Origin of the sequence: Corynebacterium sp. KPL2850 (genome assembly GCF_040225855.1) — a bacterium.
In the GTDB taxonomy this organism is placed as follows: Bacteria; Actinomycetota; Actinomycetes; order Mycobacteriales; family Mycobacteriaceae; genus Corynebacterium.
This window is the reverse complement of sequence record NZ_JBEHFV010000003.1, coordinates 89,433-103,215: the sequence shown is the minus strand read 5'-3', so window position 1 is coordinate 103,215 and position 13,783 is coordinate 89,433. Positions and strand designations below refer to the sequence as shown.

General features: G+C 57.0%; 14 protein-coding genes. 5 read left to right on the top strand and 9 right to left on the bottom strand.

Features of this window, described 5'->3' with window-relative positions:
* Positions 1–1,920, bottom strand: coding sequence for a DNA primase (gene dnaG / locus ABRP93_RS01900; RefSeq protein WP_349867882.1), 1,920 nt, complete (start codon positions 1,918–1,920; stop codon positions 1–3).
* A gap of 225 nt (positions 1,921–2,145) precedes the next feature.
* On the opposite strand from dnaG, the gene ABRP93_RS01895 reads away from it, so the two are divergent.
* On the top strand, positions 2,146–2,568 hold the full coding sequence (locus ABRP93_RS01895) for a guanyl-specific ribonuclease (protein ID WP_284641428.1): 423 nt from the start codon (positions 2,146–2,148) through the stop codon (positions 2,566–2,568).
* A gap of 2 nt (positions 2,569–2,570) precedes the next feature.
* The gene (locus ABRP93_RS01890) at positions 2,571–2,804 is read left to right on the top strand and encodes a hypothetical protein (protein ID WP_349886677.1); all 234 of its coding nucleotides are present in this window, start codon (positions 2,571–2,573) and stop codon (positions 2,802–2,804) included.
* Positions 2,805–3,012: 208 nt separating this feature from the next.
* Here ABRP93_RS01890 and ABRP93_RS01885 read toward each other — a convergent pair whose 3' ends face one another.
* The 4 genes from ABRP93_RS01885 to ABRP93_RS01870 all read right to left on the bottom strand — a co-directional run bounded on the left by ABRP93_RS01885 (position 3,013) and on the right by ABRP93_RS01870 (position 7,411).
* Positions 3,013–4,305 carry a deoxyguanosinetriphosphate triphosphohydrolase gene (locus ABRP93_RS01885; RefSeq protein WP_349886676.1) on the bottom strand — a complete coding sequence of 431 codons (1,293 nt, stop codon included), beginning with the start codon at positions 4,303–4,305 and terminating at the stop codon, positions 3,013–3,015.
* A gap of 50 nt (positions 4,306–4,355) precedes the next feature.
* A complete protein-coding gene (locus tag ABRP93_RS01880; protein ID WP_349886675.1) occupies positions 4,356–6,119 on the bottom strand; it encodes an ABC transporter permease in 1,764 nt (587 codons plus the stop codon).
* Positions 6,119–6,757 carry an ABC transporter ATP-binding protein gene (locus ABRP93_RS01875; RefSeq protein WP_349886674.1) on the bottom strand — a complete coding sequence of 213 codons (639 nt, stop codon included), beginning with the start codon at positions 6,755–6,757 and terminating at the stop codon, positions 6,119–6,121. Before ABRP93_RS01875 ends, ABRP93_RS01880 begins: the two co-directional genes overlap by 1 nt.
* A 144-nt stretch (positions 6,758–6,901) precedes the next feature.
* On the bottom strand, positions 6,902–7,411 hold the full coding sequence (locus tag ABRP93_RS01870) for a YdcF family protein (RefSeq protein WP_349886672.1): 510 nt from the start codon (positions 7,409–7,411) through the stop codon (positions 6,902–6,904).
* 108 nt (positions 7,412–7,519) lie between these two features.
* On the opposite strand from ABRP93_RS01870, the gene ABRP93_RS01865 reads away from it, so the two are divergent.
* A complete protein-coding gene (locus tag ABRP93_RS01865) occupies positions 7,520–9,538 on the top strand; it encodes a TPM domain-containing protein (protein ID WP_349886671.1) in 2,019 nt (672 codons plus the stop codon).
* A gap of 63 nt (positions 9,539–9,601) precedes the next feature.
* Here ABRP93_RS01865 and ABRP93_RS01860 read toward each other — a convergent pair whose 3' ends face one another.
* The 3 genes from ABRP93_RS01860 to ABRP93_RS01850 are packed head-to-tail and all read right to left on the bottom strand — an operon-like array spanning position 9,602 to position 12,031.
* The gene (locus tag ABRP93_RS01860) at positions 9,602–10,138 is read right to left on the bottom strand and encodes a hypothetical protein (RefSeq protein ID WP_349886670.1); all 537 of its coding nucleotides are present in this window, start codon (positions 10,136–10,138) and stop codon (positions 9,602–9,604) included.
* On the bottom strand, positions 10,138–10,647 hold the full coding sequence (locus tag ABRP93_RS01855) for a hypothetical protein (protein ID WP_023029086.1): 510 nt from the start codon (positions 10,645–10,647) through the stop codon (positions 10,138–10,140). The genes ABRP93_RS01860 and ABRP93_RS01855 overlap by 1 nt, the downstream gene beginning before the upstream one ends.
* Positions 10,648–10,651: 4 nt before the next feature.
* Positions 10,652–12,031, bottom strand: a complete 1,380-nt coding sequence (locus ABRP93_RS01850; RefSeq protein ID WP_349886669.1) for a glycine--tRNA ligase — start codon at positions 12,029–12,031, stop codon at positions 10,652–10,654.
* A gap of 188 nt (positions 12,032–12,219) precedes the next feature.
* On the opposite strand from ABRP93_RS01850, the gene ABRP93_RS01845 reads away from it, so the two are divergent.
* Together ABRP93_RS01845 and ABRP93_RS01840 are read left to right on the top strand one after the other, a co-directional pair.
* Positions 12,220–12,510, top strand: a complete 291-nt coding sequence (locus tag ABRP93_RS01845) for an ArsR/SmtB family transcription factor (RefSeq protein ID WP_349886668.1) — start codon at positions 12,220–12,222, stop codon at positions 12,508–12,510.
* Positions 12,511–12,578: 68 nt separating this feature from the next.
* Positions 12,579–12,998 carry a Fur family transcriptional regulator gene (locus tag ABRP93_RS01840; protein WP_034658244.1) on the top strand — a complete coding sequence of 140 codons (420 nt, stop codon included), beginning with the start codon at positions 12,579–12,581 and terminating at the stop codon, positions 12,996–12,998.
* A gap of 31 nt (positions 12,999–13,029) precedes the next feature.
* On the opposite strand, the gene ABRP93_RS01835 is transcribed toward ABRP93_RS01840, so the two are convergent.
* Positions 13,030–13,782, bottom strand: a complete 753-nt coding sequence (locus ABRP93_RS01835) for an isoprenyl transferase (RefSeq protein WP_349886666.1) — start codon at positions 13,780–13,782, stop codon at positions 13,030–13,032.
* Position 13,783 lies beyond the last annotated feature (1 nt).

The window sequence follows — 13,783 nt, the reverse complement described above, 5'->3', positions numbered from 1 at the left end:
TTATATACCTGGCGTTCCGCGAAAGGCGCGGTCATTTAGCTCGCGGCGGGCCTGCTCCAAGGCAATGAGGTCCGCGAACAGGGAGTTATAGCCGGCCTCATCATCGGTAGGCCGCATCCGGCCCAACTGGGCTTTCAGCTGTGCAATCTGATCGCCCACGACGGTTTCCTGCAGCCGCGAGAGCACGGAATCCGCATATTTTTCCGCGCCCACGTCCGTGGGCAGGATAGCCTCGACTGCCAGCTCGGAGACGAAATTCCTTCCCGTAAGATCCTGCATTTCCCCGGCAACGGCGGCAATCCAATCCACCCCGGACATAGTGGCGCCCTTGTCTGCCCCGCCCACGGCGGAAATCGCCTGCCGGACAATGCGGTAGGCGTCGTTGGTATAGGCATCGGCAGTAATGCCATCAAAGTACGAGCCAACGACCTCCGGCATCTGCAAGGCCAACTTTAGCGCCTCCCGCTGCGGCCACAGATGGGTCTCCTTCGGGCTGGGCGGATGGATCATGGGCACATCCTGCTGCGCCGGCTGCGGCTGTGCATTATCAAAGCGGCGTATCGTCGGCTTATCCGCCTTCTTCGGTTTCTTCGCCTCCGCGCGCACTTGGCGGAGCACCTCTTCCGGATCGTTCCAGCCCACCCAGCCGGCAAGCCGGCGGGCGTACTCGCGCTGCAGGGGCTGGTCCCGGATTTGCGCGACGATGGGCACCGCCCGCCGCAAAGCCTGCAAGCGGCCTTCGGCAGTATCAATCCGGAAATCAGTAATAACTGACTGAATGACGAATTCAAACATGGGGATGCGGTCTGCCACCAGATCGCGCACCGCGGCATCGCCCTTTTCAAGGCGCAGATCGCACGGGTCCATGCCGTCTGGCGCCACAGAGACGAAGGATTGTCCGGTAAATTTCTGCTCCCCGTCAAAGGCACGCATCGCGGCCTTCTGTCCCGCTTCATCACCATCGAAGGTGTAGATGAGCTCGCCGTGGAAATAAGAATCATCCAGCATGAGCCGACGCAGCACCTGCAAGTGCTCCCCACCAAAGGCCGTACCGCACGAGGCCACGGCAGTTTTAATGCCTGCCGCGTACATGGCCATCACATCCGTATAGCCTTCCACCACCACGGCCTGGTGGCCTTCTGCGATATTGCGCTTGGCCAAATCCAGCCCAAAGAGCACTTTAGACTTGTGATAAAGCATGGTCTCGGGCGTATTCATGTACTTGCCCAACTTGTCATCATCAAAGAGCTTGCGCGCACCAAACCCAATGACGTTGCCGGAAAGATCCTTAATGGGCCACAGCAACCGGCGGTGGAAACGATCAATGGGACCACGCTTGCCCATCTTGGAAATGCCGGCTGCCTCTAGTTCTTCAAAGGAAAAGCCCATGCGCAATAGGTGCTTTGTGGCAGTATCCCAGCCTTCTGGGGCGTACCCGCACTCGAAATCATAAATAACCTCGCGGCTAAACCCGCGGTCCAGCAAAAAATTGCGCGCCGTTGCGGCCTCTGGGGTTTCCAGCTGCTTCCGGTAGAACTCGTGCACCGCTTTATTCGCAGCAATTAGCCGCTGCCTCGTCCCCGGTTTCTCATTGCGAGCACCGGTCGAGCCACCCTGATAGTTAATGTGGTAGCCAATCTTTTGCGCTACGGCTTCCACGGCCTCCGGAAAAGAGACCTGTTCCATCTCCATCAGGAAGCTGAATACATCGCCACCCTTACCGGTGGAAAAGCAGTGATAATAACCGCGCTGCGGGCGGACGTGGAAGGACGGCGTCTTTTCATCCTTGAATGGGCTCAAGCCCTTCAAAGAATCATGCCCTGCTGGTTTGAGCTGCACATATTCGCCCACGATTTCTTCTAAAGGCGCGCGTTCACGGATAGCTTGGATATCACTGTCCGGAATTCTGCCCTTTGCCATGGCTACAGACTACCCCGCCCATTTATCGAATGCTCAACCGCCAAAGCCAGGATGGTCGCATTGGATTGTCCCGCTCAATAAGTACACAGAATTACCGTGTTTTACCCACATGTGGGGCAGCCTTTCGCCGGGTATTCCCACCCCCGGGACGGGGCAATTTTGGATATCGCTCTTGACGCAGTGGACGTTTATGTTTTCGAGATATTTCCTGCAACAATAGGGAATATGTCCAAGTCCAAAGCGTCTAAGAAATCGCTTCCAGTGGCCCTTGGTGGACTCGCCATCGTCGCAGGCGCTAGTTATTTCGGCTTCGACCTCGGCGGTAACGGGGATGCATCATCGACGGATGAGACCTGCGCAATTTCTTCCCTTCCCAGCGAGGCCGAAGAAACCGCAGACGATATTCTCGCAGGCGGCCCTTATGACTACCCCGACAAAGATAATTCCCATTTTGGCAATTATGAAGGCGTCCTCCCCCAGCAGGCGCAGGACTATTACCGCGAGTACACGGTAGAAACCCCTGGCAGTAATCATCGCGGATCGAGGCGCATCGTCACCGGCGGCGGCACCGAAGCCGACCCCGATGTGTGGTACTACACCGACGACCATTACCAAACATTCTGTTCTATCCCAGACGCAGAGGATTAATAGTGCACCGCATTTTAATTACGGAACCCATCCGTACCCGTACGGATTTCTTCAATGCCTTAGGACGCACCCATGGATGTGTGGATTGTGGCCCGCGCAGCCTGGAGGATCTAGCTAACTTCCTGCGTGAGAATGAAGTATCCACCATTGTGGCTGCCAACATGGAAATGGAGTTGGATGACTTCGCGGCCATCGCCGCCGTTGTCCAAGATGAAGGAGTTAGGCTCGCGCGCTAATAGCTAGTCCGCGGATGCTGCGGCTCCGCGAATACTGGCGTCCCGCAGATGCTGGCATTCCGCGGATGCTATAGGTCCTCTGCTACAACTGAGCATCGCGCGCCCTCAGTTATCACTTTTTCGCTTCAAAAATTGCAGCGGAGGTTGCACTTTTGACGAAAGTCCGCGGCCAAGCACCTCAAAAAGGGCAACCAAGCCTGCATAGCTACTAGTCCAAGAACCCCGAAAGGTCAGCGCTCCGGCGCGCAAGCCGCTCGAGGCGGGATTCGGTCATGGAGGCGATCTGGTCGATGATGGCGCGGTCGCGGGCGGCGTCGGTATCGGCTTGTTCCCACCACAGGCGGAAGGTGGCATCGAGCGAACCGGGCGCACCGGCAACGAGGTAATCGTAGACGCGGTAGATGCGCTCGCGCTGGCGGTCTTGGCGCGCTAAGTGCGCTGGTTCATCCATCACATAAAGCACGGCGATCGTCTTTAAGAGCTTGACCTCTGCCTGCGCCAAGGGAGGAATGCGCAGTTCACCGTGCATACGGCCGAGGGTATTGGCACTGATGAGTTCGGCATTCGCCTCCGAGGTAGCACCGATGGTGGCACCTACATAGCGCCCCACCAGCTCAGAGGTCATCTTTTTCAGCTTGGCATAATCGCGCAGGGTGTAGTTGAAATTGCCAAGGGCATTAATGACATCGAGGTTGCGCAGGCTATCGGCGGCTTCCAAGAGCTCATCGGCGGTTCCGCCAAAGGCCTCGGCGCCCTTTTCTGCAAGGTGGGCTAGCTCCACCAAATCCCACAGCACGTTCAGGGAAATGCGCTGGGAGATGATGCCGTCTTCCACGTCGTGTACGGAATAGGCAATATCATCGGACCAGTCCATGACCTGGGCCTCGATGCACTTTCGGTTATCGGTGTGGCCCTCGCGCAACCACGCTAAAAGGTCCGCATCCTCATCATAGGCGCCGTATTTGCGGTTGATGGTGCCATCCGGATTGGTCTTGGTCCAGGGGTATTTGCAGGCCCCATCGAGCGCGGCGCGGGTGAGGTTGAGGCCGAAGCTGTGGGCGGTGCCATCGGCGTCCTCGACTAGGACTTTGGGCTCGAGGCGGGTCAGGATGCGCAGGGTTTGCGCATTTCCCTCGAAACCGCCTTGTGCAACCTCATTGAGCGCATTTTCGCCATTGTGGCCATAGGGCGGGTGGCCGATATCGTGGGTGAGCCCGGCCATGTCACAGAGATCCGGATCAAGACCAAGCCCTGCTCCGATACCGCGGGCAATCTGGCCTACTTCGAGCGAGTGGGTAAGCCGGGTGCGCGGGGTATCGCCATCGCGTGGGCCTACAACCTGGGTTTTATCCGCCAATCGCCGCAGCGCAGCCGAGTGCAAGACGCGGGCGCGGTCGCGGGAGAATACCCCGCGGTGTTCTTCGATATCGCTAATCGTGGATCCCTTGGGCCGTTCTTCGGCCAGCCGGGCGAAATCAGCTGCAGCATAAGAATAAGACACGCTCTAAGTTTATTCTGTGAACTGGCCTTTTGGGGCAGCAACGTGGCTGCTTAGCTCTTAGTACCTTGCGGACCTTTCACGAAATTACCGCCGATCGAAGCCAAGCCGACGACCACTACTAAGAAAAAGATGAGCCCAATAGGAACAGCAGGGAAATGTAACACCAGCTTTTGCGCAATATTGTAGTTCATGTACAGACTCAAAAGTCCGGCTGATCCTAGCGATAAAACTACTGCAAAGGCAGACGGCAGACAGTTAGCCAGTATCCTATTTCGGTGTGCTTCTGCGGCTGAAACTCCTTGCTGCCAAGCGATTGTAACGAAGCGGATGAGCCGACCTTGCTGTGCCAAAGCCAGTCCGAATATGAGAACCGCTCCCCCAACAATCACATAAGCGAACAGAGGGATAAACTCGCTAGTACCTGTACCATTCGGACCGTAAAACAATGTCGAAGGTAAGTTATCGGCCCATTGATTAGCGCCTATAACGTGTAATGCCTCGAAATCCCGCAGCTCTACGTCCTTCGAGAATACAGCTACAGAGTAAGCTGCACCTTCTTCTTCGGCCCTTTCCCACGCAGGATCCTCCCGAGAATTAAAGGTTTGATCCCATGGCCGCATCCAAGTCTGATCAAACGGCGATCTAGGTTCCCGCTCGATTACCGTTGGGTTTCTCACCAACGAACCGACCGTTCCTTCCCGATCTTCCACTAAAGCAAAGACCGCGCCTTCTTCTGGGGTGGAAGGCTGAAGTCCGTTTGGGCTCTCGACAGCAGGCACCCAGCTAAGAATACCTAAGCAGTCTTCCGAGTGGGTCCGGCAAGCATTCTCAACGTTTACCGAGTTGGAAGTGTCGCCTTCCTCCGGCGTCGCGACGTACACGTCCTTAGTGTTGTCTGCTAATGCTTCTCTAGCGGAGAAAAGTGCAGAATCATTCGCAATAAAAAGAATGATTGGAAACATGACAAAGATACAAGAAACCCGCAATACGGTAGTAGCAATAAAGGACCGTGTGTACCGGACTCCCAAAAGCAGAGGACTCCATCTTCTGAGCTTAAGAGCAAAAAATTCGACAAGATAGAGGACAACAGCGTAAATAAATACAGAAGCCGCACTCACCAAAAAGGGAACGCAATATACAAATATTAATGGCCATCTACTCGCAGGAGTCGCCTGAGGAATTAATCCAAGTCCTCCAAGTAGCACGGCAAAAGCCACTATACCCAGCGGATAGCGAAGAAGCTGTGCAGCTCGTGGGCTTCGTGGCATTGAATCCCTACTCGTCGGACCCCGACTCAAATTCTCCAAAACCTTCGTTTCCTGTTGAAAGGGAACAAAGCTCAGGACTGTGAGTATCCACCACGAAATTGGCGCAATTAGCAACGGTGAAGGAAGTCCTTTAGGAAGCTCAACGCCGAAGTCCGAATACAACAAGAGAAAGATTGGCTTCATCAACACGGGAACAAGAAAGGCGCTGATAATAGCAAAGCACGCATACGCCGTAAGTAATTCGAGAAATAATTCTCGCCGGATTCGCTTAAGCGACAGTCCAAATAGACGGAGAGCTTCATAGTGGTGGCGCCTCCCTTCCACCACATGCCTTATGCAGTATTTGAGAGCTAGGGCAAAGGGAACGGTGGAGATAATAGCTGAATACATCAGCCCCATTGACATAGATTCAGCTACTTCTTCCGCCGCTAAAGTCGAGACCAACAGGCTCACGAAGAACATAAGAACAAACGCCGTTGTGAGCAGCGGGACACTTTCCGCGAAAGTGGCTTTGCGTATCTTAGATTCGACCGCGCGAAAGTTCACTAGTTACCCCCGATTTCCAAGACCTCATCAGCAAACTTCTCTAATCGATCGTCGTGGGAGACGACCAATGCGATTGTCCGCTTTTCCTTTACATAGTTATGCAGATAGCGCAATACCGAGTACGCATTTTTCTCATCTAACGCGCTCGTTGGCTCATCGGCGAGAATTAGTCGAGGCCCTTTGGACATCGCCGTTGCTATAGCTGCACGTTGACGTTGCCCGCCCGAGAGCTCGTGTGGAAGTGAGTCAGCATATTCACTCATGCTAAATTGAGCCAACAGCGAACGATTGTCTTCCAACGTTGTAGAAGCCCCACTAAGCTCTCGAGCGAAGGATAGGTTTTCGTCGACAGTCAGACAGGGGACTATGCCGGAATCTTGAAAGACAATTCCCATTGACTTCGCTCGAAGCCTATCCCTGCTCTTTTCAGAGGAGCTCCACAAATCGTTTCCGAAGATGTTAACTGTTCCCGATGTGGGTTTTTGGAGACCACAAACCACGCGGAGCAGCGTAGTTTTACCAGACCCAGAGGCTCCACGGATCCAGGTAAGGGTACCGGGCTCATGCTTGGAATTGATGGAAAATAACGGTCCACTCTTCCTGCTTGGCTGTACCGCTAGGCCCTCTAGTTGCAGCATGTTCTCCACGTGAATCTCCGAAGCATTTCAAAATGTGTGAGGATAGTTTTTCATGATGCCCCAGTAACCACATTAATAAACAAGATACCCTATTTGAAAAGTATCATCAGGTTATAAAATAACATATGAAAATCATTTTTAGGTTTAAGGAGTCCTCTCTTCCTTTTGCATCGTTTCGTGCCGCAGCTTCTGATTCGGCCGCAGCATCAGCTCAATGCGGTACAGGCGCCTTTTCCAGGCACGCGCGCATCGGGGAGAGACAATGCTGGAAATACCTATATAAAACAGCCCGCCGCATTCGTGCGCGAGGTAGCGCCACCAAGGCTTAGAAAACCGCCGGGCGGGATAATAGGGCGTGCCGGACACTTGGGCGTTGAGCCCTTCCTGCTTAGCGACGACCCACGTGCGCAACCTATGCAAGGGATCGGTGACGATGATGGCATCGGCAAGGCCGTGGGCATCGATAACCGCAGCTAAGGACCCGCGCGTATCGAGGCCTTCTTCCACGGCGGATACCTGCAGCTCAGGGAAATGCTCGCGAAGGTAATCGCGGGCAACCCCGGCCTCCGTAAACCGATCCCCGGGTAGCTGGCCGCCCACGGTAATCCCCGGCATGGCGCAGGCGCCCAGCCAGGATGCGGGAGGGGCGGCCATCGTATTGCGCGGTGCCTAAAACAACGACGTATTTCACAATGCTTCCCACCCTACTGCCTGCGAAAGAGGTTCTCCGGATTGAGCGTTCGGGCAGGTATGGTTGTGGGCATGAATCTTAGTGCACGAATCGGCCGCGCTACCATCGCGGCATTTTTGCTCGGCTGCACCTCCATTGGCGCAGGCCAGGCCCTAGCCGCGGAGACCACTACCATTGCCCAAGCCCCGGATACGGCGGCGGTGACGGATAGGGTAAATGATGAGGCAGGGGTCTTAAGCACCGAGGAAATTAAGGAGATCAATGAGAAGATCACCCAGCTGCAAAAAGACCAGTCGCTCATCATCTTTGTTGTCTTCGCAAACGATCTTGGCACTGATCCAGAAAGCTATGCGCGCAGCATCGTCAACGAAAAGGGCCCGAATTCCGCGGCCTATGTCGTTGGTGTGAACGAGCGCCAGGTGAGCGTGCAGACGGGCGATCAATGGCCCGAGGGCCGCCTGGATCAGATGTATGATGCCGCCTACAGCAAGCTATCCGCCGAGGAATACGGCGCTTCTGCGATCTCGCTTGCCGATGCCGCCCTCGGCTCCTCCAGCTCCTCCGATTCTTCCGGCATAGCCTGGCTGGGCGGTGGCGCCGCTGCCATCGTCGCTGCAGGCGGTGGCGTCTGGTACTACTCGCGCCGCAATACAAAGAAGAATCAGGCAAAGACCTTAGAGTCCGCCCGCGAGATTGCGCCAGAAGATACCGATCAATTAAATCGGCTGCCGCTGGATACCTTGGATAAATTGGCCCAAGAAGAATTGGTCTCCACGGATGAATCCATCCGCCGCGGCAAGGAAGAGCTCAATATCGCCCTGTCTGAGTTCGGGCCGGAGCGCACCCGCCCGTTTACCAAGGCGATGAATCATTCCACCTCTACCCTGCAAAAGGCCTTCAAGATTCGCCAGCGCCTCGATGATGCGGTGCCAGAATCCCAAGCAGAGCGCCGGCAGATGCTGGTAGAAATCGTCTCCACCTGCGGCCAGGCCGATGATGCCCTAGATAGCCAGGCAGAAGAGTTCGCCCAGATGCGCGACCTACTGCTGCAAAGTGACACCAAGTTGGACGAGCTCACCCAGCGCACCGTCGGTCTGCGCACTCGCCTGCCTGGCGCCGAAGGTACCCTCACAAAGCTTCAAAAGGACTACCCCACAGAGGTCTTATCCTCCATTGCAGATAACCCTGAATTGGCGAGCGCCTCCCTCGATGAGGCGGAAAAGCTCCTGGACCAAGCCCGCGAGGTGCAAGGCCAGCCGGCCGGGAAACAAGGTTCGCTCGTGGGGCTTATCCGCGATATCGAGCACGCCACGGAGGCCACCGATAGGCTCCTGACCGGAGTGGAGCACGCCGAGGAGAATATTTCCTCCGCCCGCCGTAATCTGGGTGCGCTTATCACCGAGGTCGAGGGCGAAATCGAGGAAGCCCGCGAGCTAGAGCGCCAAGGCAAATCCCAGGGAACCCAGGCGGATTGGCAAGCCCTCGAAGAACTGCTGCAGCGCGCCTCTGCTGCGGTCACTGACGCCAAGCAGCAGGGCGATACGGATCCCTTGGGCCAGCACACCGCCCTTACGAGCATCGATACCGAACTGGATGAGGGCCTCGACCGCGTGCGGGAAAAGACTTCTACCCACGCGCGCCAGATCGAGCTTTTCCACCAGCAAATGTCGGTGGCAGAATCCAATATTCAGGCCGCCGAGGATCTCATTTCCTCGCGCGGGCGCATTGTTGGTTCCGGCGCCCGCACCGCGCTTGCCGATGCCAAGCGTCTCCACGCCCAAGCCCTGCACACCCAGCGCAGCGATATCCGCGGCGCGTTGCAATCCTCCCGCGAAGCCGTTGCCGCAGCGCAAACCGCCTTGCAACGGGCCAAGGATGATTCCGACGAGTATCGCCGCCAGCAACAACGCCAGCAGACGAGTTCCGCTGCCGGAAATATCATCACCGGAATGGTCTTAGGCCAAATCCTTGGCGGCGGTGGCCGCGGCTTCGGCGGCGGTTTCAGCGGAGGCGGCGGTAGCTTCGGTGGCGGCGGAGGAGGATTCTCCGGCGGCGGTGGCGGAGGCGGTTTCCGCGGCGGCTCGTTCTAGAGCGGCTCCTTCCAGAGCGGCTCCTTCTAGACCGCCGGCTTAGAAGACCGGCTTGGTCGGTACTTAGCCGCGCACGATGCGTGGTGTGGCATCGACAAGCAGGCAGCCATAACTCAGCACCACCGCATCCACGTCCGGCAAGCCGTGCCCGCTGGAATTGGAGGCCGATACTTCCAGGCCACTGCCCCGCGGGGTAAGACGGGCAACTTCGGTGCCCTCCGAATTACCTTGTTGTCCGTCAAGGGCCAGTATGCGGCGCTGCTTGCCAAAGATGGCGGACCGCTCCAAAAGGTAGTGGGCATCTCCGCAGGTAGCGCGCAAACGCGTGACGGTCAAACCCGCCTGCGAGACTTCACACTGCTTCGCGGCCTCGGAGCCCGCGCTGCGGTTGGCACGCGGACTAGCCCGCAGGAAAAAGCGCGGGGAGGCGGTTGCCCCGTCTAGCGAGGTCTCCACGTCAAACAGCGTATCTGGTTGTGTGGGATCCCCAGAGAGCGCGCCGGCAATGGTCAGTACCCCATCTCGCACCCAGGCGATATCGGTTCCGCGTACGTCGCGCAGAATAGTACCATTCCACTGCCACGGCATCGTTCCCGCCATTAGAAAATGAACACCGCCAGCAGGGCAACGATGGAGGCCAATACCAGCGTGATGATCCATACCCACGCGGAGTTTTTGGTGTTCTTTTCCAAAATTGCGCGGGTAAACCAGCTCAGACCGGCGATCTCGGCGGTGCTTAGACCCTCCGCATCGTCTTCGAATTCCAAGATGGCCTTGCGCACACCAGAATTCTTGGCGGAAAACTGCGCCACTTTATTGTCATCGACATCATCGATGATCCAATCGCCGCTATTTTCATTGACGTAATGAAAGGTGCGGCCGTTGAGCGATGCCTCCAAGCGCTTATCGCGGCCGAGGCGTCCGGCGAGGCGGTAGACGGAGCCATCGTCAAGCGTGGCCGAAGCGCCCAGATCGCTGACCTCGACGCGCCAAAAGTTGCCGTCTACCTCGGCGGAATGCTCCGCGAACACGCCTAGGCGCTCCGGCCCCTCCTCAACGAGGAGGACGGGCTTGTCGCGCTCGGAGCGATCCCAGCTGGTGTAGTGCATCTGCTTAGCATCCAATCAGGCGCGCGGCGAGGTAGGACTCAAGATCCTCAATCTTTACGCGCTCTTGCTCCATGGTGTCGCGCTCGCGCACGGTCACTGCGTTATCCTCGAGGGAATCGAAGTCGAAGGTGACGCAGAAGGGCGTACCGACCTCGTCTTGGCGGCGGTAGCGGCGGCCGATGGCGCCGGAGACGTCAAAGTCCACGTTCCAGTAGGCGCGCAGTTTATCCGCAAGCTCGCGGGCCGGGGTGGAAAGCTCCTCCTTCTTGGACAACGGCAGGACGGCGACCTTGATGGGCGCCAAGCGGCGGTCCAAGCGCAGAACCACGCGCTTGTCGGTGCCGCCCTTAGCGTTCGGGACCTCTTCCTCGTCGTAGGCATCTACCAGGAACGCCATCATGGAACGGCCCAGGCCGGCGGCCGGCTCGATGACGTACGGAATCCAGCGCTCGTCATTGGCCTGGTCATAGTAGGACAGGTCCTCGCCAGAGCCCTTGTCGTGGACGGAGAGGTCATAGTCGGTGCGGTTGGCCACACCTTCCAGCTCGCCCCACTTGGAGCCCTTGAAGCCGAAGGCGTACTCCACGTCCACGGTGCGCTTGGAGTAGTGCGAGAGCTTTTCCTTGGGGTGCTCGTACAGGCGCAGGTTTTCTTCCTTGATGCCCAGGTCGGTGTACCACTTGTAGCGGTCATCGATCCAGTACTGGTGCCACTCTTCGTCCTCGCCTGGCTTGACGAAGAACTCCATCTCCATCTGCTCGAACTCGCGGGTACGGAAGATGAAGTTACCCGGGGTGATCTCGTTGCGGAAGGACTTACCAATATTGGCAATGCCAAATGGCGGCTTCATGCGCGAGGAGGTCATCACGTTCTTGAAGTTGATGAAGATACCCTGTGCGGTCTCGGGACGCAGGTAGTGCAGGCCCTGCTCGTCATCGACTGGCCCCAGGAAGGTCTTCAGCAGGCCAGAAAAGGCCTTCGGCTCGGTCCAGTCACCTGGCTGGCCGGTTTCCGGGTCATTGATATCCGCCAGGCCATTTTCCGGCTCGTGGCCGTGCTTTTCCTCGTAGGCCTCAATCAGGTGGTCGGCGCGGTAGCGCTTACCGGTGTGGCGGGATTCCACCAGCGGATCAGTAAAGACCTCCACGTGGCCGGAGGAGACCCACACCTGGCGCGGCTGGATGACGGAGGTATCCACACCCACGACATCGGGGCGGGATTGGACCATGTGGCGCCACCACTGGCGCTTGATGTTTTCCTTCAACTCCACACCAAGAGGACCATAGTCCCATGCGGAGCGGGAACCGCCGTAAATCTCACCCGCCTGGTAGACCAAGCCGCGGCGTTTACACAGATTAACAACGGTATCGATAAGGGATGCCATGGTTGTAAAGGACTCCTCTGGTAGGGGACAGTCGTGACAATCTCATTCAGTTTAACCCTTATCCCCCATCAGTAGTGGGATCAGGGGGTGCAAATTTAATTCGGTTAATGTACAGGTAATGACCAACTTGAGGTAATATAGTAGTGGTCGACAGATAATAGATACCGTATTGAAGGTGCCCACTCCCTATGACGACCGTTCAATTAGCATTTAATAACTCTGCGGCCGCAAGCGTTATCGCGGCCCTCGATTCCCCGCTGCGCATTTCCATTATTACCCGCCTAGCGGAGCGCGACCATTACGTGCACGAGCTGGTAAAAGCCACCGGCAAGTCCCAGCCGCTGATTAGCCAGCACCTGCGGGTGCTTAAGCAGGCAGGGATTGTCAGCTCCGAGCGCAATGGGCGCGAGGTGACCTACTCTCTGGTAGCACCGGAGATGTTAACCCTTTTGGAAGACGCCGCGAAAATCGCCTCTTAATAACCGGTCTGCATATAAAGACGATTTATTATAGCGCTTGTTGAAAAAGAGTTGATAATATGGATGGCATGTCCATTCATGAGAGTATCCCCAAGCTCGGCTCGCGCAATACTAAACAGCGCACCGCGGTGGTCGAGGTCCTGCGGGACATCGACAAATTCGCCTCCGCCAAGGAAATTTATCACCAGCTCCAAGAGCGACAAGAAAAAGTCGGCCTCACTACCGTCTACCGCACCCTACAGTCTCTTTCCGATATTGATGCCGTAGACGCGCTACACATGCCCAACGGCGAAACCCTGTACCGCCATTGCGAAACCGATGCGCACCACCACCACCTGGTATGCACCAAATGCGGCCGCACCGAAGAAATCGATGGCGGCCCCATTGAAAAGTGGGCGTCGGCCGTAGCCGCCGAATACAACTTCGAACTTACCGGCCACGACGCGGAGATCTTCGGCGTGTGCTCGCAGTGCGCCGCCGCACAATAATCACGCGCGCTGTTTTAACCTCCCTATTTCCCTACTTCACAGCACCGAAGCGGCGATCCCGGCGGGCATATTCCTCAATGGCGGCGAAGAGATCCTCCGGGGTGAAATCAGGAAATAGCTTGTCCTGGTAAATCATCTCGGCATAGGCGGACTGCCACAATAGGAAGTTCGAGGTGCGCTTCTCTCCGGAAGGCCGCAAGAATAGGTCCACGTCCGGCATGCCGGGATCATAGAGATGCTCTGCGATGGTGCTTTCTTTAATATCGCGCGGCCGGATTTCACCAGCGGCGACCTTTTCCGCAAGCTGGCGCACGCCATCGACCATTTCCGCCCGGCCGCCGTAATTGACGCACATGGCCAGCGTCATTTTTGTATTATCCTTGGTCAATTCTTCGGCGGTCTCGAGCTCTTTAATCACCGAGCGCCACAGGCGCGGTCGACGCCCTACCCACACCACGCGCACGCCGCGCTCATTGAGCCACTCGCGCTGCCGCCGCAGCACATCGCGATTAAAGCCCATCAAAAAGCGCACCTCTTCCGGGCTGCGCCGCCAGTTTTCAGTGGAAAACGCATATGCCGAAAGATACGGTACACCGGCGGCGAGGCAGGCATCGACGACATCGAGAAGCACCGCCTCTCCCCTACGGTGGCCTTCCGTGCGTTTCATGCCCTTTTCTTGGGCCCAGCGGCCATTGCCGTCCATCACCAACGCAATATGGCGTGGCAGCAGCTCATCCGGAATATTCGGCGGGGTCAGGCGACGAGAAGGATCTGGGGTAATCACG